Annotated in this window: 17 protein-coding genes and 1 tRNA gene; 7 read left to right on the top strand and 11 right to left on the bottom strand. The window is 64.8% G+C overall.

From position 1 onward, the window contains the following. Positions 1 to 9: 9 nt before the first annotated feature. From XH87_RS01110 to mobB, 5 genes are all read right to left on the bottom strand, one after another. Positions 10 to 1,320: an ABC transporter substrate-binding protein gene (locus XH87_RS01110; RefSeq protein WP_271585847.1), complete on the bottom strand. Its 1,311-nt coding sequence runs from the start codon at positions 1,318 to 1,320 to the stop codon at positions 10 to 12. A gap of 94 nt (positions 1,321 to 1,414) precedes the next feature. Further along, the gene (locus XH87_RS01105) at positions 1,415 to 2,119 is read right to left on the bottom strand and encodes an NUDIX hydrolase (RefSeq protein WP_271585846.1); all 705 of its coding nucleotides are present in this window, start codon (positions 2,117 to 2,119) and stop codon (positions 1,415 to 1,417) included. Positions 2,120 to 2,149: 30 nt separating this feature from the next. Next, positions 2,150 to 3,169: an ABC transporter substrate-binding protein gene (locus XH87_RS01100; protein WP_271585845.1), complete on the bottom strand. Its 1,020-nt coding sequence runs from the start codon at positions 3,167 to 3,169 to the stop codon at positions 2,150 to 2,152. 285 nt (positions 3,170 to 3,454) lie between these two features. Further along, entirely contained in the window at positions 3,455 to 4,711 is a 1,257-nt protein-coding gene (locus XH87_RS01095) for a molybdopterin molybdotransferase MoeA (protein WP_271585844.1), read from the bottom strand. 9 nt (positions 4,712 to 4,720) lie between these two features. Then, a complete protein-coding gene (mobB, locus tag XH87_RS01090) occupies positions 4,721 to 5,248 on the bottom strand; it encodes a molybdopterin-guanine dinucleotide biosynthesis protein B (RefSeq protein ID WP_158668874.1) in 528 nt (175 codons plus the stop codon). Positions 5,249 to 5,457: 209 nt separating this feature from the next. Here mobB and XH87_RS01085 point away from each other — a divergent pair, with 209 nt between their 5' ends. Both XH87_RS01085 and mobA read left to right on the top strand, forming a co-directional pair. Beyond that, on the top strand, positions 5,458 to 6,348 hold the full coding sequence (locus tag XH87_RS01085) for a formate dehydrogenase accessory sulfurtransferase FdhD (protein WP_271585843.1): 891 nt from the start codon (positions 5,458 to 5,460) through the stop codon (positions 6,346 to 6,348). Further along, complete coding sequence (gene mobA / locus XH87_RS01080; RefSeq protein WP_442868229.1) at positions 6,329 to 6,985, top strand: molybdenum cofactor guanylyltransferase MobA; 657 nt, start codon at positions 6,329 to 6,331, stop codon at positions 6,983 to 6,985. The genes XH87_RS01085 and mobA overlap by 20 nt, the downstream gene beginning before the upstream one ends. A gap of 158 nt (positions 6,986 to 7,143) precedes the next feature. Here mobA and XH87_RS01075 read toward each other — a convergent pair whose 3' ends face one another. From XH87_RS01075 to XH87_RS01065, 3 genes are read right to left on the bottom strand one after another with little or no spacing between them, the layout of a single operon-like run. Then, positions 7,144 to 9,105 carry a molybdopterin biosynthesis protein gene (locus XH87_RS01075; protein ID WP_271585841.1) on the bottom strand — a complete coding sequence of 654 codons (1,962 nt, stop codon included), beginning with the start codon at positions 9,103 to 9,105 and terminating at the stop codon, positions 7,144 to 7,146. Position 9,106: 1 nt separating this feature from the next. Beyond that, on the bottom strand, positions 9,107 to 10,213 hold the full coding sequence (locus tag XH87_RS01070) for a molybdopterin-binding protein (RefSeq protein WP_271585840.1): 1,107 nt from the start codon (positions 10,211 to 10,213) through the stop codon (positions 9,107 to 9,109). 54 nt (positions 10,214 to 10,267) lie between these two features. Further along, a complete protein-coding gene (locus XH87_RS01065; RefSeq protein ID WP_158671146.1) occupies positions 10,268 to 11,095 on the bottom strand; it encodes a substrate-binding domain-containing protein in 828 nt (275 codons plus the stop codon). On the opposite strand from XH87_RS01065, the gene XH87_RS01060 reads away from it, so the two are divergent. The 3 genes from XH87_RS01060 to XH87_RS01050 all read left to right on the top strand — a co-directional run bounded on the left by XH87_RS01060 (position 11,094) and on the right by XH87_RS01050 (position 13,588). Beyond that, entirely contained in the window at positions 11,094 to 11,225 is a 132-nt protein-coding gene (locus XH87_RS01060; RefSeq protein WP_271585839.1) for a hypothetical protein, read from the top strand. The two genes, XH87_RS01065 and XH87_RS01060, sit on opposite strands and share 2 nt — an antisense overlap. Positions 11,226 to 11,379: 154 nt before the next feature. Then, a complete protein-coding gene (locus tag XH87_RS01055; RefSeq protein ID WP_035705705.1) occupies positions 11,380 to 12,273 on the top strand; it encodes a helix-turn-helix transcriptional regulator in 894 nt (297 codons plus the stop codon). Positions 12,274 to 12,373: 100 nt separating this feature from the next. After that, a complete protein-coding gene (locus tag XH87_RS01050) occupies positions 12,374 to 13,588 on the top strand; it encodes an ABC transporter substrate-binding protein (RefSeq protein ID WP_271585838.1) in 1,215 nt (404 codons plus the stop codon). A gap of 116 nt (positions 13,589 to 13,704) precedes the next feature. Here XH87_RS01050 and XH87_RS01045 read toward each other — a convergent pair whose 3' ends face one another. Next, entirely contained in the window at positions 13,705 to 14,679 is a 975-nt protein-coding gene (locus tag XH87_RS01045; RefSeq protein WP_271585837.1) for a TAXI family TRAP transporter solute-binding subunit, read from the bottom strand. A gap of 108 nt (positions 14,680 to 14,787) precedes the next feature. On the opposite strand from XH87_RS01045, the gene XH87_RS01040 reads away from it, so the two are divergent. Both XH87_RS01040 and XH87_RS01035 read left to right on the top strand, forming a co-directional pair. Beyond that, positions 14,788 to 15,762 carry a Bug family tripartite tricarboxylate transporter substrate binding protein gene (locus XH87_RS01040; RefSeq protein WP_271585836.1) on the top strand — a complete coding sequence of 325 codons (975 nt, stop codon included), beginning with the start codon at positions 14,788 to 14,790 and terminating at the stop codon, positions 15,760 to 15,762. A 417-nt stretch (positions 15,763 to 16,179) separates the two neighbouring features. Beyond that, positions 16,180 to 16,255 (top strand) — tRNA-Ile (locus XH87_RS01035). 17 nt (positions 16,256 to 16,272) lie between these two features. Here the strand turns inward: XH87_RS01035 and XH87_RS01030 are convergent. Together XH87_RS01030 and greA are read right to left on the bottom strand one after the other, a co-directional pair. Continuing rightward, entirely contained in the window at positions 16,273 to 17,523 is a 1,251-nt protein-coding gene (locus XH87_RS01030; protein ID WP_271585835.1) for a tyrosine-type recombinase/integrase, read from the bottom strand. 481 nt (positions 17,524 to 18,004) lie between these two features. Continuing rightward, complete coding sequence (gene greA / locus XH87_RS01025; protein ID WP_271585834.1) at positions 18,005 to 18,511, bottom strand: transcription elongation factor GreA; 507 nt, start codon at positions 18,509 to 18,511, stop codon at positions 18,005 to 18,007. Between the last annotated feature and the right edge of the window lie 110 nt (positions 18,512 to 18,621).

The raw sequence follows: 18,621 nt of genomic DNA, 5'->3' as shown, positions 1-18,621 counted from the left end.
TCTCCGCCGCTACTGGTTGCTGTAGGTGGTGCCCTTCGGCAGCGGCAGCACGGCCTCGCGCTGCGCCTGGCTCTTGGGCCACACAACGTAGGATTTGTCGTCGACGTACTGGATCACGACAGGGAACGAGCGCTCGTTCTGGCCGGCCATCGGCGAGCCCTCGCCGTGGAATTTGACGCCGAAGCCGAGCATGGTGCCGCCTTCGGGGATGTCGGTGTCGAGTGCTGCCTTGCGCAGGGAATCGGGATCGATGCCGCCATATTTCTTGATCGCTCGCGGCAGCACGTCGGTCAGGAACAGGTAGGTGTTGGACGCAGCCATGCCGACATGAGCCGAACGGATGGCGACGCCCGGCTTGCGCTTGTCGAACTCCTCGCCAATCGCCTTGATGATCGGCGGCAGCTTCGGATCCATGCCCTTCTGGTTGGCGAGCCAGATCGAGATCGGATCGGTATTGAAGAAGTAGTTTACATCGGCGCCCAGGCCTTCCTTCAGCTTCTCATAGACCCCGTAGCCGGCGCCATGTCCCACCAGTGCACCGAACTTCAGCCCTTGTTCGCGGGCTTGCCGGAGCAACAGGGTGATGTCGGGATTGTAGCCGGTGTGGAAGATCACATCCGGCTTTGCCCGCTTCAGCTTGGTGACCAGCGCAGACAAGTCCGGGGCCGTGGCCGAATAGCCTTCCCTGAGCACGATGTTGAAACCGGCCTTCTTGGCACCGGCTTCATTGCCTTTGGCAACGTCGACGCCGTAGGCGCCGTCCTCATGGATGATGGCGACCCGCAGGTCCTTCGGATCCTTGCCCAACTTCTCCTTCGAGTTCTGCGCGATGAAGTCCATCGTCATCATGCCGAACTGATCGCCGGAGGCCTGCGGTCGAAACACGTACTTGTAGTTCTTGTTCTCCAGCACCGCGGACGAAATGCAGGTCGTGATCCACATGAACTTCTTCAGCTGCTCGACGCGCGCTGCAACCGGCACGCACTGCGCCGAGGAAAAGAAGCCGAGCAGCATGTCGACCTTTTCCTGCTCGATCAAACGGATCGCTTCATTGATGGCGACGTCCGGCTTGCTCTGAGCATCGGCATAGATCGCCTCGATCTTGTAGCCCTCGACATCCTTCGCGCTGTACTGATCCAGCATGATTCTTGCGCCGGTATATTGCAGCTCCGAGCCGCCGCCGGCGAGCGGACCGGTCAGATCATAGATGACACCGATCTTGAGCTTCTTCTCCTGGGCCTCGGCGGACACCGCCAAGCCTGTCGCTGATATCACGACCAACAGCCCACGTACCAAGCGGGCAGCCATGCGCAGGCGCATCAAAACCTCCCTGGACGATTGTGCATTGCATTCTTGTTGCTTTTGCTTTTTGCCCATCACATGGGCTGAGCGCGGCGATGTCAAGCCTCGCGCATCAGCGCGAGGCGAACTGGCGCTCGACGAAAGCCGTGACAAATCGCGGCATGGACGGTCTGAGATCGCCCATATCGCGCACGAGATGAATGGCCGACAATTCCGGCTCGGCCTCGCGCGCGAGATTGGCTTCGATCCGGGCGCGGGCCTCATCGCCCGGCACATCCAGGTTGAGGACCTGAATCATTGCAATCGCGCGGCCGCTGACGACGCAGTGCCAGTCCGCCTCCGCCGTGTAGTCCGCGGCGGTCAGGCCGGTCTCCTCCGCGATCTCGCGGACGACGCTGCCGGGGATGTCGAGGGTGCCATCATTGACGTCATCGAGGTCGGGCGTGCCCGAAGGGAAATAGATGCGACCTGCATTGGCGGTGTGCTGCGCCATTTCGCCCATCACGAAAGCGCCGTCGGACGTGCGCAACGCGCCCATGCCGAAGCCGTTGAACACGGCCGGATCTGGAAAGCCCCAGTCACGCCAGGCGAGGAAGCTGGCGAAATCGGTCTCGAAATAGGTCGCGGCGAGACGGCCGTCCGTAAACACCGCGTCCCGACCGAGCAGGACGCGGCCGTTCCAGATCTTCGGCCGCTCGCGTTGTTTCTCGGCGAAATGCGCCGCGATCTCGGCGTGCCGCTCCTCGGCGAACCGCCACGCGACCGACCGCACGGCAAGATCAAGTGTTCTGACGCGATGAATGACCGGAGAGGTCATGACCAGGCGACCGCCACGCCTTCGCGTCGGCTATTTGGCAGTCCCCGCGGACTTCTTGGCATGGTCGACGAATTTGTTGGTGAAGGTCTTGCTGACGTCGATCTTGGCGTTGGCCACCTCGGGCGAGCCGACGCTGAACACCGCGAGCACGGCATCGGCGCCTTTCGGGTCCATCTTGCCGGTCTCGGAGTACATCGGGATCGTGTTCTTCAGCGCCGCGAGATAGAGATCCTTGTTCTTGCCGACCGTTTCTTCCGGCATCTTCGCCATGATCTCCTCGGGCGAATGCGAATGAATCCAGGCCAGCGTGGCCAGGATCGCGTTGGTGAGCGCCTGCGTTTCCTTCTCGTGGCCGCTCACCCAGGCCGCCGTCGAATACAGCGCGCCGCCCGGATATTCGCCGCCGAAGGTCTCGAGCGTGTCCTTCTGGGTGCGGGTGTCTGAGAGGATGCGCAGATCCTTGTGGCTGCCCTGGAGCACGGTGACGGAGGGATCGAGCATCACGGCGGCATCGATCTGGCCCTGCTCCATCGCGGCGACCGCGGTGGCGCCGAGGCCGACGCCGATCACGGCGGCACTGGTGGGATCGAGACCGTTCTTCTTGAGCATGTATTTGAGGAAGAAGTCCGTGGACGATCCCGGCGCGCTGACGCCGACCTTCTTGCCGGCGAGATCCTTGACCGACTTGATGTCATTGGTTCGCGAGGGCGCGACCACCAGCACGAGACCGGGATAGCGATCATAGACCACGAAAGCCTGGAGTTCCTGCTTCTTGGCGGCGAGATTGACGCAATGGTCGAAATAGCCCGACACGACGTCGGCACTGCCGCCGAGCACGGCCTTGAGCGCGTCCGAGCCACCCTTGAGGTCCACGAGTTCGACATCGAGGCCGGCCTTATCGTATTCGCCGAGCTGCCTGGCCAGCACCGTCGGCAAATAGCACAGGCAGGAGCCGCCGCCGACCGCGATGGTGACCTTGCTTTGGGCAAGCGAGGTGGTGAGCGCCAGCGCCAGCAGCGCGCCGGCGAGCCTGGCAATCGTGTTCTTCATTGGTTTCCTCCGTTCGGCCGGCGGCACCATAGAGCAGCGGAATGGGCTTGAGAAGCACTGCCTGGGTCGGCTGGCCGTCGGCCTTTCGGCGCAATAGCATGCCTTGGCAACAACGCCGCATGGCGGCGCCAAGCCGATCAGCGGTCGGGTCAAGGCCATCGCGATCAAGACGCCGCCGCAGGCGCCTGATGACGTCAAGCTGCTGGATTGTAGCAATGGCTCCCGCCTGCAAGCGGGAGAGGTGAACGAGCCGCAGCGATCGATTCAACCTGAAGCCATTCTGCTTTAGAGCAGATCGGCGTAGGACAGGAAGCCCACGTCCTGCCCCGGCTCGACATTCGTGATGTCCTCGCCGAGTTCGACGAGGCCGTCGGTCTCGACCAGCGAGGACAGCAGCCCGGCCCCTTCACGCGGGAACTTGGTCGCCTCGAGCCCACCGTCCTGCGCGCGCCGCAGCGAGGCGCGCACATATTCGCGCCGCCCGGCCTTCTTCCTGTAAGTAAACGCCGCCCGCAACGGGATGGGCGTCGGCGGCTCCGGCAGGCCACCCGCCAGCGCCAACACGGTCGGCCGCACCACATGGACGAACGTCACGAAACTCGCGACGGGATTGCCGGGCAATCCGATCAGCGGCGTGCCGTCGATGATGCCCATCGCCACGGGACGGCCGGGCTTGATCGCCATGCGCCACAGCACCAGCGAGCCGATGCTCTCGACCGCCGCCTTGACGTGATCCTCCTCTCCGGTCGAGACGCCCCCGGTGGTGAGGATCAGGTCATGGTGACCTGCGACCCGCTTCAGGCCGCTCGCGAGCGACGTTCGCTCGTCGCGCAGAATGCCGAGGTCGCTGACCTCGCAACCGAGCCGGCGCAGCATCGCCATCAGCATGAAACGGTTGGAATCGAACAGCTGCGAGGCCGCGCGCGGCTCGCCCGGCGACGCCAATTCGTCGCCGGTCGAGAACACGGCGACACGGATGCGCCTGACGACGTCGAGCCTCGTCAGGCCGAACGCGGCGGCAAGGGCGACATGCTGCGGCCGCAAGCGCTGGCCAGCGCGGAGCGCGAGGTGACCTTGCGGAATGTCCTCGCCTGCAGAACGGACATTGGCCCCACGCTTCAGTCCCGGCGGCAGCACGATCTTGCCGGAATCATCGATGCGGACGTCCTCCTGCATGAAGACCGTCTCCGCTTCCGGCGGCATCGGCGCGCCGGTGAAGATGCGCGCGGTGTGACCGGGCTTGATCGGTGCTTGCGCAGGGCCGCCGGCCTGGATGCGACCGTCGAGCGGGAACGCCCGTTCGGCGCTTCCCGGAAGGTCCGCGTTGCGCAGGGCGTAGCCGTCGACGGCGGAGTTGGTGAACGGCGGCAGCGGCAAAGGTGCGGCCACATCGCGCGCGAGCACGCGCCCGTCGGCATCGGCGAGCGCCACAGTCTCGAGCTCGGCAATCGCGCTGACGCGCGTTGTGATGAGGCCAACGGCTTCGTCGACCGACATCATCGGGCCGCCGAAGGCAAAGCAATCGTCCGATAGTTGCGCCATGGTGCCTCGTCAGCGCATCGCAGCGCTCTTTGCCATCGCTTCCTCGAGCGGCATCGCCGCGCGCAGCAACAGCGCCGCGGCAGCCGCGATGTCGTCGAGATGGACAGTCGGCAGCCTTGTGTCAATCGCGACGTCGCTCGCGATCCCGGCAATCCCGGGATCATCGGGAAACAGCAGCGGCTTGCCGTTGCCGGCGCGATGCACCTCGATCTTCCGATGCGGCTCGCGCTTGAACCCCTCGACCACGACGAGATCGACCGCGGAGAGCTTGCCGAGCAGCTCCGGCAGCCGCGGCTCCGCCGCCCCGCGCAACTCATGCATCAGAGCCCAGCGGTTTGACGAGGCAACCAACACCTCGGCGGCACCGGCCTCGCGATGGCGCCAGGAATCCTTGCCGGGCACATCGACGTCAAACTGGTGATGCGCATGCTTGATCACGGAGACACGCATGCCTTGCGCGCTGAAATGCGGGATCAGCCGCGTCAACAGCGTGGTCTTTCCGGCACCGCTCCACCCTGCAAGGCCGATGACTTTCATGCCCTTCGATCTCCGCCAACGGCTTTGCCAGCCGATGGAACCTCCGGCCTCTTCCCCGTCATTGCGAGCGCAGCGAAGCAATCCGGACTGTCGCCGCGGAAAGATTCTGGATTGCTTCGCTCCGCTCGCAATGACGAGCGGAGGCATTTTGCCCATTCCCAGCCATGCTTATATCGGCTTGACCCGAATGTCATGCTAACGTCACGGCCATGATGAAGATCGACAAAGCCCCGGTGCCCCTGATCGTCCCCAACCCCGACGACCCGCGCCTGACCCAGAGCGTGACCGGCACGGACCAGACCGGCGCCAGGGTCGAGATCAAGGTGCCGATGGAGCGGCCACTGACGCTCTACCTGAACGCCCAGGAGATCGTCACCATGATGACGATCGGCGACTATCCGGAATATCTGGCGCTCGGCTACCTGCTGAACCAGAACATGCTGAAATATGACGACGTGGTCACCGACGTCGAATACGACGACGACCTCCAGGTGGTCGTGGTGCGCACCGAGCACCATACCAATTTCGAGGCCAAGCTGAAGAAGCGCACGCAGACCTCCGGCTGCGCGCAAGGCACCGCCTTCGGTGATCTGCTGGAGGCGGTCGAGAGCGTCGCACTGCCGAAGGCAGAACTGCGCACCTCTTGGCTCTATCAGATGACGCAGACCATCAATACCATGCCCTCGCTCTATCTCGAAGCCGGCGCGATCCATGGCTGCGTGCTGTGCAGGGAAGGAACCCCGCTCTGCTACACCGAGGATGTCGGCCGCCACAACGCCGTCGACAAGATCGCAGGCTGGATGTACCGCCACGGCGTCGCGCCTGGTGACAAGATCCTCTACACCACCGGACGCCTCACCTCGGAGATGGTGATCAAGACCGTCCGCATGGGCATTCCGATCCTGGTGTCGCGCTCCGGCTTCACTGCCTGGGGCGTCGATCTCGCAAGGCAGGTCGGGCTGACGCTGGTGGGGCGCACCCGCGGAAAGCGCTTTATCGCGCTCGCGGGCGAGGAGCGCATCGTCTACGACCAGAACCTCGCCTATGTCGAGGAGGAGTCGGCCAGGCACAAGCGCAAGGGTGAAAGTGGTGACGACTAGGTTTCCGGCAACGAGCGTTCCGTCGACCCTCGGCGTGCTGCTCGCCGGCGGCCTTGCACGGCGCATGGGCGGCGGCGACAAGCCGATGCGGACCATCGGTGGGCGCACCATTCTGGAGCGCGTGATCGCGCGCCTATCGCCCCAGTGCAGCGGGCTGATCCTCAACGCGAACGGCGATCCCGCCCGCTTTGCTGCCTTCGGCCTGCAAGTCGTCGCCGACGACGTGCCCGGCTTTCCCGGCCCCCTCGCCGGCATCCTGGCTGCGCTCGACTGGACCGCGGCGAACCGGCCGGAGGTCGAATGGGTGCTCAGCGCCGCCGGCGACTGCCCGTTCCTGCCGCGCGATCTCGTCGCACGGCTGCATGAGGCACGCGCGCGCGAGAACGCGCAGCTTGCGGTCGCCGCATCGGGCCAGCAGTCGCATCCGGTGATCGGCCTGTGGCGCATCGCCTTGCGCGAGGAGCTGCGCCACGCGCTGGTGGTCGAGGACCTCCGCAAGATCGACCGCTGGACCGCGCGCTACCCGCTCGCGACGGTGACGTGGCCGGCGGAGCCGCTCGATCCATTCTTCAATGCCAACACGATCGAGGACATCTCCGAGGCCGAACGGCTGGCGGCGCTGGATGAGGCGTCCTGAAGCGGTGTCGGCTTTGGTGCAGCAATGCGGCTTATCCTTCGAGACGCCCAGCGAGCGGCGTGCGCTCGCGGAGGGTGACGAGCGGGGGCGTGCGCACCAGCGGACTGGCGGGGGATAGTCCGCATCTCGCAGCAGAGCTCTGCTCGAATGACGCCCATCTACGCGGGCCGGAAGCCCGCGCGCTCGAGTGCCGCACGCGCCGCATTCGAGCCGAGTGCGTCGAGAAAGGCCTGCACTGCAGGCCGGTCCTTGCGCGCGCTCACCAGCGCAAAATCATAGTGCTCTTCCGCCAGCGGAATGAAACCGAGGCCGGCCGCATGGGCCACCGGCGCAATGGTCATGCCCCAATCAGCGCGATGCTGCGCGACGGCCGCGGCCACGGCGTTATGCGAGCGCGGCTGGTTCCAGTAGCCTTCCGGGCGCGCACCGCCGAGCAGCCGGTCGATCAGGATGCGCGTGCCGGCGCCCTGGTTGCGGTTGACCATGATGCAGGCGGGATCGGCGAGCGCTGCGGCAACGGCGTCCTTTGCCGTAAGGCCCTCGAAACGCCTGTCGCCCTTGCGAAAGACAATGCCCTGCATTCGCCGCCACCCCGGCACGAGCTCGAGCCCCTCGACGAGATAGGGCGTGTTGTAGGTCTCGCTCTTGTCGTCGAACAGATGGATCGGCGCGAGATCGCATTCGCCGCGCTTGGCCGCCGCAAGCCCGCCGAGGCTGCCGACCGAAATCGAGCGCACCGTCAGGCCGGCCTGCGCGAGCCCGGCGGTAACGAGATCGAGGCCGGTGCAATGGCTGCCGACGATGACGAGATCGGGCACCCGCACATGTGGCGTGAACAGCGTCACTTCGGCTTCAGTCCCGGCCGGCATCTGGTCGGCGAGCGCCTCGATGCGCAGAAAGCCGTCGGCCTGCGCAAATGACGTGATCGCGCCGGACCCCTTGCCGGAGGGATAGGCGATGAGGCCATCCCTGCCCTGGACCAGCGAAACCATCACGAATTCGGTGCGGCCGAGCTCGGAGGCGATGCGCACCGGCACGGTCGCGTTCACCTTGGCGTCCGAGCGCGGCGGCAGCCCGGCCATCCTGCGCAGCATCGGAACGATCATGTCGTGGAAGGTGAACATCGCCGAGGTCGGAAATCCCGGCAGGATCACCACCGGCTGGCCGTCGCACACCGCAAGGCACAGCGGCTTGCCGGGCTTGAGCGCAACGCCATGCGCGATGATGCCGGGCTCGCCGAGCCGGCCGATGATGCGATGGGAAAGGTCGCCCGCGCCTTTCGACGTACCTCCCGACAGCACCAGCATGTCGGAGTCCGCCAGCGCGCGGCGCATGGCCGCTTCGAGCCTGGCTTCATCGTCGGGAACGGCACCGAGGAAAACCGCCTCGCCACCGTTCTCGTCGACGGCGGCTGCGACGATGGCGCCGTTGGTATCGTAGATTTCGGCAGGCGCGAGCGGCCGGCCGGGCTGAACCAGTTCGTCGCCGGTGGAGATCACGGCAACCCGCGGCTTGCGCGCCACTGCGACCTCGGCGATCCCGCAGGCCGCGAGCATGCCGATCTCGCGCGAGCCGATGATGGTGCCGGCGCGCAGCAGCGCCTCGCCGCGCGCGATGTCGGATCCGGCGTAGGAGACGAATTGCCCCGGCGAGACGGCGCGACGGACCTCGATCGCATCTGGCCCGGCCGGCTGGGTGTGTTCGACCATGACCACGGCATCGGCGCCGCGCGGCAGCGGACCGCCGGTGGCAATCGGCGTCGCGGTCCCGGCCGCCACCTGCAGCCTCGGCGCGGTGCCGCAGTGAATGGTCTCGCCGTTCAGCGCGAGGCACACGGCGGCACCTTCCCCGGCCGCCGCGAGATCGGCGGAACGCACGGCGAAGCCGTCGACATTGGAACGGTCGAACGGAGGAACGTCGATCGGCGCGGTGATGTCTTCGGCGAGTGCTGTACCGAGCGCAGCAGCGAGCTTGCGCGATTCGCTCGGAAGCCCGCGCGGGAACAAGGCGGCCTCGAAGCGCGCCAGGGCCTCCTCGCGTGAGAGGATCCTGAGGAACTGCTCCTGTTCGAGCGCGCTACGGTCTGGTGATTCCGGGATCATCGTCATGCCAGGACCCATGTCACTCCCGCATCAGATAGGCATCGATCGGCGTAGCCGCCGCGAATCCTTCGTGGCTGGCGGGGATGAGCAGCCATGCGTCCGCAAGGGTGATGGCCTGAAGCGGCCATTCGCCCACGGCAAGCGGCATCCAGGCACGATCTCCCTCGGCCAGCAAAGCGACCTCGGCGATGCCGACGCTGGATGCGATCTTTCGCGCGAGCGGCAAGGTCACCCGCCAGCGCGGCCGACGCGCCGACAGACGGTCGACGAGCGGCAGCACGAGCGCGAGCCACGCCGCAAGCGCATGATCGGGCGAGCCGGGCAAGGCGACGACGGGAACCGGTCCGAGCCGCCCGACCGCGGCGGTGCGTCCGGGCTGGAGCGCAAGGCCGTGCGCCATCACCTCACCGCGCTGGGCCAGAGCGGTGATGGCGGCGTCCCGGCGTCCGACGCCGCTGCCGCCGACCGTCAGCAGGAGATCGCACGAGGACGCATCAAGCGCATCGGCAATCGAGGCTTCATCGCGTGCACGAGCTTGACGCGTTTCCACATCCAGTCCCGCTGCGCGCGCGATTCCGGCGATCATATGCATCGTTGTCGTTCCGTCCGGCACGTTGACGATGCGCAGCCGGGGCCGCCGCACGCCGAGTCTCTCCAGTCCCGCAACGCGCGCCATCAGGAGATCAGCCGCACCGACCGGATTGCCCTCGGCGCCGGCAGGTGCGCCTTCCGCGATGTCGCTGCCGGCGCGCCGGACGCCCTGTCCGGGCACGCCCTCCGCCAGCACCTGCACGAGCGGCCCCGAGACCTCCACCGCGTCGGCATCGAGCACGCAGTCGGATCCCGCCGGCATCGCTTCGCCGGCCTCGACCCACGAAGGCACGCTTGTTAAAGGCAGTGGCGAGTAAGAGGACGCTCCGACGAGATCATTGGCCCAGAGCGCCCAGCCGTCCGCGGCGGCGATGTCGTGAGGCGGCCAGGCCGCGAGCAGCGGCGTGCCCGCCGCGATGCAGCCGGCCGCTTCCGTCAGCGGCAGCTCCACCGCTGCAAGCGGCTCGAGCCCGTTCAGCACCGCGGCGAGCGCGGTGTCGAGCGGCGTCAGCGATGGCGGCATGCGCTGGGTCATGCGGCATGATGGACCATGCATCGCCCGCTTTGGCAACCGCCGGCGATGCCGGCCTCAACCGCCCGACCTGTCCGAATTGGGGAAGAACAGCTGCTGCCCGTCGACCTTGTAGCCGGCGATCGCCGTCTGCCCCTCCGGCGAGGTCAGCCAGTCGATGAAGGTCTGCGCGAGGTCCTTCTTCACATTCGGAAACTTCGCAGGGTTGACCAGCATCACGCCGTACTGGTTGAGCAGCCGCCTGTCGCCTTCGACGACGATGTCGAGATCGCCGCGATTCTTGAACGAGATCCAGCTACCGCGATCCGACAGCACATAGGCATTCGCGGCGCGCGCCGCGTCGAGCGCCGAGGCCATGCCCTGCCCGGCCTCGCGATACCAGGCGCCCTTGGCGGCGGCGATGTCGATGCCGGCGACGATCCAGAGCGCGAGCTCCGCGGCGTGGGTGCCCGACCGGTCGCCACGCGTCACGAACGGCGCGCCCTTGGCTTCGATCGCCTTCAGCGCCGTCGCGATGTCCTTGCCCTTCACACCCGCGGGATCGCTCTTCGGCCCTATCAGCACATAGTCGTTGTACATCACGTCGTAGCGCTTCACGCCAAAACCGTCGGCGACGAACTTCTCCTCCTGGGGCCGCGCGTGCATCAGCACGACATCGACCTCGCCCCGTCGCGCCCCGTCGAGCACTTCGTCGGCGCGCCGCGCGATCACGGTGACCCCGATGCCGGTCTTGTCGCGGAAGATCGGCAGCAAATAATCGAGCAGGCCGGATTCCTGCGTCGCCGTGGTCGTGGCGAGGACAATGCTGCGGTCCTCCGCGGATGACGCCGCAACGCCCGCGACAAGGCCGCAGAGAAGCGCAAATGCAACGGACAGGCGGCCCATGATCGGGGTTCCCTTTGGCTATGACGCGATCATGATGATGATCGATTGCGCCGCACTCGTGACGCGTTTTCGCGCGGCCCGGCCGGGAAATTTCGGCAACACCGCCGAGGCGCACCGCGTAAGCGACTGATTCAGGATCGTTCACCAAAGCAGAAATCGCGCGTGCGGATGTGTTGCAAAGCAGCGGGATGATCGGGCATGGTTCCCGCGGACAGAAATTGAAATGCAGAATTCCACCTGCGTCGGACGTCAAAAAGAAGCAAGAATTTGCATAGGAATGCAGGATGGAATTCCTGACGACCAGCGAAGCCGCCGACTACCTTCGGCTCGGCGAACGCAAGCTTTACGAACTCGTCACCACAGGTGCGATCCCCTGCACCAAGGTGACGGGAAAATGGCTCTTCCCGCGACACGAGCTCGACCTCTGGGTCCTGTCGGGACTCGCGCGTCCGGCCGGCATGTTGATCGCGGAGCCGCCGCCGGTCGTCGGCGGTAGCCAGGACGAACTCCTGGATTGGAGCCTCCGCGAATCCGGCTCGGGCCTGGGCTCGATGAGCGAGGGCAGCGCGCGCGGGCTGGAGCGCTTGCAGCGCAACGAGGTGATGGCTGCGGCAGTGCACTTCCACGCCTTGGACGCCTCCGACAATCTCGCCGGCGATGCCAGCATCGAAGCCCTGCGGGCCGCGCCGGACCTGCATGATGCGGTGCTGGTCGCGTTCGTGCGCCGCGAAGCAGGTCTGGTGCTGCCGCACGGCAATCCCAAGCGGCTGCACGGCCTGATCGACGTGCTCGCACTCGGCGCCCGGATGGCGACGCGGCAACAGGGCACAGGCGCACAGATGCTGCTCGACGCGCTCCTGAGACGCGCCGGCGCCTCGACACGCGACTTGCGCCGTATCGAAACGTCGGCCCTGACTGGGCCGGACCTTGCCGAACTGGTCCGCGCCGGCCAGGCCGATTGCGGCATCGCGACGCGCGCGGCGGCGCGCTCGGCCGGTCTCGATTTCGTGCCGCTGGTCTGGGAGAATTTCGACCTCGCGATGCGGCAGCGCAGCTATTTCCGCCCCGCCATGCAGGCCTTGCTCCACTTCCTGAACGAGCGGCGCCTGCGCCAGCGCGCCGATGAGCTGACCGGCTACGATCCCTCGCCCGCAGGCCTGATCCGCTTCGCAGCCTGACATTGACGCCCGCCCCCAAATAGTTGCAAAAGAAACCAATTCGGCCGGGCATACCCGGACGCAACACCGGCCAACGAGCCGGCTCAAGGGGAGGACAAGCGTGAATCCAACCAGATTTGGACTACCGGTCGCGGCCGCCTTCGTGGCGGCGCTGCTTTCAGGTGCGGCGTCCGCGCAGGTTTCCGACGACGTCGTCAAGATCGGCGTGCTCACCGACATGAACGGCCCCGCCTCCGCGCCGACGGGCCAGGGTTCGGTGACGGCGGCGCAGATGGCGATCGACGATTTCGGCGGCACCGTGCTCGGCAAGCCGATCAGCGTCGTGATCGGCGACCACCAGCTCAAGGCCGATATCGGCGCTTCGCTCGCGCGGCGCTGGTACGACGTCGAGCAGGTCGATCTGATCGTCGACGTGCCGGTCTCGGCGGTCGGGCTTGCGGTGCAGAACATCGCCAACGAGAAGAAGCGGCTGTTCATCACCCACTCCACCGGCACCGCCGATTTCCACGGCAAGTTCTGCTCGCCCTACGCGATCCAATGGGTGTTCGACACCCGCGCGCTCGCGGTGGGCACCGCGGATGCGGTGGTCAAGCGCGGCGGCGACAGCTGGTTCTTCATCACCGACGACTACGCCTTCGGCCATTCGCTGGAGCGCGACGCCTCCGCCGTCGTCACCGCCAATGGCGGCAAGGTGCTGGGGTCGGTGCGGCCGCCGCTGGCAACGCCCGACCTCTCCTCCTTCGTGCTCCAGGCCCAGGCCTCCAAGGCCAAGATCATCGGCATTGCCGCCGGTCCCCCCAACAACATGAACGAGATCAAGACCGGCGCCGAGTTCGGCGTGTTCAAGGGCGGCCAGCAGATGGCGGCGCTGCTGGCGCTGATCACCGACATCCACGGCCTCGGCCTGCAGGCAGCTCAAGGCCTGCTCCTGACCACGTCGTTCTATTGGGACATGGACGACAAGACCCGCGAATGGTCCAAGCGCTACTTTGCCAAGATGAACAAGATGCCGTCGATGTGGCAGGCCGGCGTCTATTCGAGCGTGATGCACTATCTCAACGCCATCAAGGCGGCCGGCACCGACGATCCGCTCAAGGTGGCCGCCAAGATGCGCGAGAAGCCGATCGAGGATTTCTTCGCCCGCAACGGCCGTCTGCGCGAGGACAATCTGATGGTGCACGATCTCTGGCTGGTACAGGTGAAGACGCCGCAGGAGAGCAAATATCCGTGGGACTATTACAAGATCCTCACCACGATCTCCGGCGACAAGGCGTTCGGGCCGCCGGACCCGGCGTGTTCGATGGTGAAGAAGTGACGATCGCTTAGAGCGATCGTCATTCCGGGATGGTCCGAAGGACCAGACCCGGAATCTCGAGATTCCGGGTTCGGTGCTGCGCACCGCCCCGGAATGACAGTCGCCTCAGGCGACCGTTATTTCATCACGCCGATCTCGCGAAGATACTTCATCACGCCCGGATGGATCAGCTCGACCTTCGGCGCGGCCGCGACCGTGTTCTCCGCCGTGGTCTCGCAGGCCTGCGCGAGCTTCCTGCAGAACGTCGCCTCGACGCCGTGCAGCGTCTTCGCGAGCCGATAGGCGACATCGTCAGGCAGATCCTCGCGGGTGAGGACAAAACTCCACGAGCCGAGCGAGGCGATCGACTCCGTCTGCTTCGGATAGGAGCCGGCCGGCACCGTGAGCGGCTTCAGGAACCCATGCCTGGCGCGGATGCGCGCGATCTCTTCAGCGCTCGGCGCGATGAAGCGCGCGCCCGATGCGCTCGCTGCCACAGCGGCAAAGCCGGGCCAGCCGATGCCGGCGCCCCACAGCGCGGCGACGCGGCCATCCTCGACCATCGCCGGGCCGTCGCCGGCGCGGTCGAGATAGACGGCCTTGAAGTCCTCGTTCTGCTTCAGGCCGAGCCCGTCCAGCACATAGCGCGCCAGGATCGGCAGGCCGGAGCCCTTCGCGCCGAACGCGACGGGCTGACCGACGAGATCGCGAATGGTCTTGTAGGGACTTTCCGCCCGCACCACGAACATGCCAGGGTTGGAATAGATCGCGGTGAGGATCCTCAGCGCGACCTTGGCGCGGCCGATGCCGGCAAAGGCCTCGTAGGCCGGCTCGCCCGCGACGAGGGCGAGATCGAGCTCGCCCTTCTCCAGGAGCGGGATGTTCTCGTTGCTGCCCTTGGTGTTGCGCGGGACGATGGACATCTGCGGATCGGCCGCGTTCATCGCCTCAGCGAAGGCGTTGCCATAGAGCGGAAAGCCGCCGCCCGGCGTCGCGGTGCCGAGGCTGATTGTCTGGCTGATCGTCGTGGTCGGAATGGCCGTGCCTCCGGTTTGGGCGGCAGCGGGGCTTGCGAGCAGCGCCGCGCCGATGAGGATCATTGCGAATCTCATGGTCGCTCCTCGCGGACCTGCGTCAATACCGACTCAGAGACGATGTAGGCAGCAGCCCGATTTTGTGAAAACATGCAGCCCAACGACAATAGAACAATGGGAGGTGTCATGTTGCGAATTTTGCGTAAGGGTGTTTTCGGGCTCGCAGTTCTCTTAGGTCTTTTCAGCGCCACCCCTCCCGCCTCCGCCGCCTATCCCGACCGTCCCGTGCACTGGCTGATCGGCTTTTCCGCCGGCGGCCCGGTCGACATCGTGGCGCGCATCATGGCGCAGTGGCTGTCGGATCGTCTCGGCCAGCAATTCATCGTCGAGAACCGCACCGGCTCCGGCGGCAACATCGCCGCCGCCGCCGCGATCAATTCGCCACCGGACGGCTACACCCTGCTGTTCGTCGCCCCCAACAACGCGATCTCGACCTCGCTCTACAAGAAGCTGCCGTTCGACTTCCTGCGCGACACGGTGCCGGTGGCCAGCATCATGCAGCTCACCAACATGCTGGTCGTCTCCAACGCGTTCCCGCCGAAGTCGGTCAAGGAGTTCATCGACTACTGTCACGCCAACCCCGGCAAGATCTCCTATGCCTCGTCCGGCAACGGCACCTCGGTGCACATGTCGGCCGAGCTGTTCAAGGTGATGACGAAGTGCGACATGGTGCACGTGCCCTATCGCGGCTCGGCCATCGCCTTCCCGGACATCATCTCCAACAAGGTGCAGCTGATCTTCGACAACCTGCCCTCGGCGATGGAGCAGGTGAAAGGCGGCACCGTCCGCGCGCTTGGCGTGACCTCGCCGAAGCGCTGGCCGAGCGTGCCCGACGTGCCCGCGATCGCCGAGACCGTGCCGGGCTTCGAATCGGTCGGCTTCTACGGCATCTCCGCGCCGAAGGGCACCCCGCCCGAGGTGATCGAGATCCTCAACAAGGCCGTCGGCGAAGCGCTGAAGGATCCGAAGCTGGTGGCGCGCCTCGCCGAGACCGGCGGCATCCCCAGGCCGATGACGCCCGCCGACTTCGGCAAGCTGGTGGCTGACGAGACCGAGAAGTGGCGCAAGGTGGTCGAGTTCGCCGGGGTCTCGGTGGACTAGACAACGCTCCGCTGCGGGCTGCGCCGCTTGCGGGCAAGACGTTTGAGGGGGCGCGCGGGCCCCCTCAAGACAAAAGTGCGAAAACAACCCCATGCACAGTAGAACAATTGAGCAATCACAGGGGGTTACGGAAGCGCCAAATGGGCAGCGGCCGGACGATCGCGAGGGCCGTTTGACTTGTCGGGCAAAACAGTGGCAGAATGCGATTATTCCGAATTCAGCGATCGTCCGGCGCGCAGCGTGTCCCGCAGCCCGCGCTCCGCTCCATCAGGCCGCTCTGTTCGACGCGTTGTCCTGACACGACCGAGGACCCCTTCGCCTTGAAAACGCGTGAGGATTGCACCCCCGCCTCAGGCCCTGTAAACGAACCGCGCACCGTTGCCGGCCGCCCCCAAAAGCGGCGGCCGCCTCGCGGCGGGGCCTGTAGCTCAATGGTTAGAGCCGGCCGCTCATAACGGTCTGGTTGCAGGTTCGAGTCCTGCCGGGCCCACCAATGGAATCAGTAACTTATCAGGCTTCGTTCCGTCTGATTGGAATCACCGCACCAGAAACCGCACCAGATACGTGCGCTTTTCGTTCGCCAGCTGGATCGTGCTTGGCGATTTTCTCGACGGCGTCGGACAAATAGTCGGGATGGTGATGGCCATACGTGTTGAGCAGAACCTCAAGCGACATTCCGAGATATCCTGCCGCCTGCCAAGGATCTGCCCCTCTCTGCATCAGCCAAGTAGCTGCGGTGTGTCGCAGAGTGTGAGGCGAAATTCCCGGACCAAGCCCTGCAAGCCTCACAGCACTGTTGAACGCCGTTTTGACCGAGGCAACGGGCCTTCCATTGTACTCGACGAAATGCTTCGCCTCTGGATCAATCCGATGCCAGCGCCGTAGATGAGCAAGCAAGCGGACGGGGATCGGTACTGTCGGTTGCCGCTTGTTGGTTTTGGCGCTGCCCTGTTTCAGACGGTAGTAGCGGCCGCGCTCCAGGTCGACATAGGAGCGACCGATCGCCGGAATGGGAGACGCGGCTGCAATGGCTCCCGCACGGGTTCCGCTGTAAATGCCCAACAAAATGAACCGAGCAAGATGGCGAAGGGGACGCTTGCTTGTCGGGACCTTCACGTCGTCCATCGGACGGCGCGAGCCTTTTTGCATTTCGCTATAGCGCCAGCAGGTCCAAACCAATTTGGCCGCATCGCTGCGCGTCAGCCATTTGTCTCGCGGTTGGCCCTTCTCCGGCAGGGACACCTTCACGATTTCCCGATGATATCCCTCGGCTGCATGGTGACCAATGGCAGCGCGGAGGTCTTCAAGGTCTCGGCGCGCGCCTCCCCTCTTGCCGCGCTTCTTGGCGTACGAGCGACATGCCTCCCCATTTACGTCGCCCAGCATTTTTGCTCCCCACCACTCGTTCAACCGTTCGATCCGCTTCTTGAACTTGCGGATATCGGGGAGCGTATCTTCGCTCTCGCTATCGACCTTGAAACGGCCGCGAAGCTTGTCCAGCTGCGCGTCCATATAAATCGAGAGGACATCCGCGATAGGGATATCGTCTATGTGGCGAATTCGTCGCTTCGGGGTGTGTTTAGAGCTTATGTAGTCTCTTAGCTTTTCTTCCGCGGCCGCAATCTCATCTGCAGCGCAGCCTGTGCTGACATCCCGGCCGTTGTCTCTGATGATCCAGGTTGCCTGGTGAGTGATCTTTCCGCTCTTGTTTCGGCGGGCAGCCTTGAGCTGAAGTCGGGCCCCCTTGCGTCTTCGCGGCATAGCTCTCGCATCCGTTCGATATGAGCCAGTGTTGTAAATTCTTTGCCGGCAATCTTCTCGATAACCAATCGATTACGATCGCGCTCACGACGCAAACCCGCGACCGTCATTCCTCCCAAAGGAAATGCGATCTTCACGGCATCAACAAGGCGAAGAGGGGTATCAGGTGTAATTTCAGGTTGCATTCGACTTGGCATCGACGCTCATGGCGCGGCTGTTAAAGACCGAACTAAGATGTCGGCGCCTTGTTGGGAGTAAAGCTTTCCCTCCTTCCATCGCAGGATTGGCGATTTCCTCGCAAAATTGAGCAGACGGGGCAACTTGAAGGAGAGACTGAGCAACAGTGTACACGACGCTTACTCAGGTGGCTGCAGCCGGGCGATCTAACCTACGGTCTGGTATTGGCTGACTCAGTTATCGGAGAACCTTAGACTTAACCGGCTCCGCTAGGGACTGAGGCAGCCCGCGGCCACTTTTAGCCTCAGACCTGTTCTTGTCTCTTTCGCTTGGCCTCACACCATTTCACTTGCAGGATTTTGAAGGCCTTGGCGCCACCTGGCGCCTCGACGAGTACGGTCGCGCCTTTGGTCTTGCCAATCAATGCCTTCGCGATCGGTGAAGTCACTGAAATCTTTCCCCCGTTCGCGTCTGCTTCCGGCTCGCCGACGATCTGCCAAGTCCGTTTCTCACCAGTATCATCGTCGACCAGCGTCACGGTGGCACCAAATTTGATCGTATCGCCGGAAAGCTTGGATACGTCGACGATTTCCGCACGCGCGAGCTTGTTTTGCAACTCGGCTATTCGAGCCTCGTTGACATTTTGCTCCGCCTGCGCAGCCTGATATTCCGAGTTCTCAACCAAGTTGGCTTCGCTGGCGATCGCCTGCTGAATTTGCTGAACCAGACGAGGTCGTTCGATTTTGATGCGGTGCCTCAGCTCGTCTTCGAGAGTGGCGTGACCCGCGGCGGTCATGGGAATAGTTGTCATCGAGGTTCCGCATCAAATCATTTCTTAGTGGTACAGATCCTGGCTTCGCAGCGGGCTCATCTCTCATCCGGACCGGCGGCCGAAGCAGGAAGCTAAAGCTTCCAGCCTGC

The sequence above is a fragment of the Bradyrhizobium sp. CCBAU 53415 genome (assembly GCF_028128735.1).
Lineage (GTDB): Bacteria > Pseudomonadota > Alphaproteobacteria > Rhizobiales > Xanthobacteraceae > Bradyrhizobium.
Note: the sequence above shows the minus strand (reverse complement) of the source record. Positions and strands in the feature narration are given on the sequence as shown.

Excerpts from the sequence above, each read along its gene's own strand:
- XH87_RS01110 (WP_271585847.1), bottom strand. The coding sequence starts at position 1,320 with ATGCGCCTGCGCATGGCTGCCCGCTTGGTACGTGGGCTGTTGGTCGTG.
- XH87_RS01105 (WP_271585846.1), bottom strand. The coding sequence starts at position 2,119 with ATGACCTCTCCGGTCATTCATCGCGTCAGAACACTTGATCTTGCCGTG.
- XH87_RS01100 (WP_271585845.1), bottom strand. The coding sequence starts at position 3,169 with ATGAAGAACACGATTGCCAGGCTCGCCGGCGCGCTGCTGGCGCTGGCG.
- XH87_RS01095 (WP_271585844.1), bottom strand. The coding sequence starts at position 4,711 with ATGGCGCAACTATCGGACGATTGCTTTGCCTTCGGCGGCCCGATGATG.
- mobB (WP_158668874.1), bottom strand. The coding sequence starts at position 5,248 with ATGAAAGTCATCGGCCTTGCAGGGTGGAGCGGTGCCGGAAAGACCACG.
- XH87_RS01085 (WP_271585843.1), top strand. The coding sequence starts at position 5,458 with ATGATGAAGATCGACAAAGCCCCGGTGCCCCTGATCGTCCCCAACCCC.
- XH87_RS01075 (WP_271585841.1), bottom strand. The coding sequence starts at position 9,105 with ATGGGTCCTGGCATGACGATGATCCCGGAATCACCAGACCGTAGCGCG.
- XH87_RS01070 (WP_271585840.1), bottom strand. The coding sequence starts at position 10,213 with ATGACCCAGCGCATGCCGCCATCGCTGACGCCGCTCGACACCGCGCTC.
- XH87_RS01060 (WP_271585839.1), top strand. The coding sequence starts at position 11,094 with ATGATCGGGGTTCCCTTTGGCTATGACGCGATCATGATGATGATCGAT.
- XH87_RS01065 (WP_158671146.1), bottom strand. The coding sequence starts at position 11,095 with ATGGGCCGCCTGTCCGTTGCATTTGCGCTTCTCTGCGGCCTTGTCGCG.
- XH87_RS01055 (WP_035705705.1), top strand. The coding sequence starts at position 11,380 with ATGGAATTCCTGACGACCAGCGAAGCCGCCGACTACCTTCGGCTCGGC.
- XH87_RS01045 (WP_271585837.1), bottom strand. The coding sequence starts at position 14,679 with ATGAGATTCGCAATGATCCTCATCGGCGCGGCGCTGCTCGCAAGCCCC.
- XH87_RS01040 (WP_271585836.1), top strand. The coding sequence starts at position 14,788 with ATGTTGCGAATTTTGCGTAAGGGTGTTTTCGGGCTCGCAGTTCTCTTA.
- XH87_RS01030 (WP_271585835.1), bottom strand. The coding sequence starts at position 17,523 with ATGCCGCGAAGACGCAAGGGGGCCCGACTTCAGCTCAAGGCTGCCCGC.
- greA (WP_271585834.1), bottom strand. The coding sequence starts at position 18,511 with ATGACAACTATTCCCATGACCGCCGCGGGTCACGCCACTCTCGAAGAC.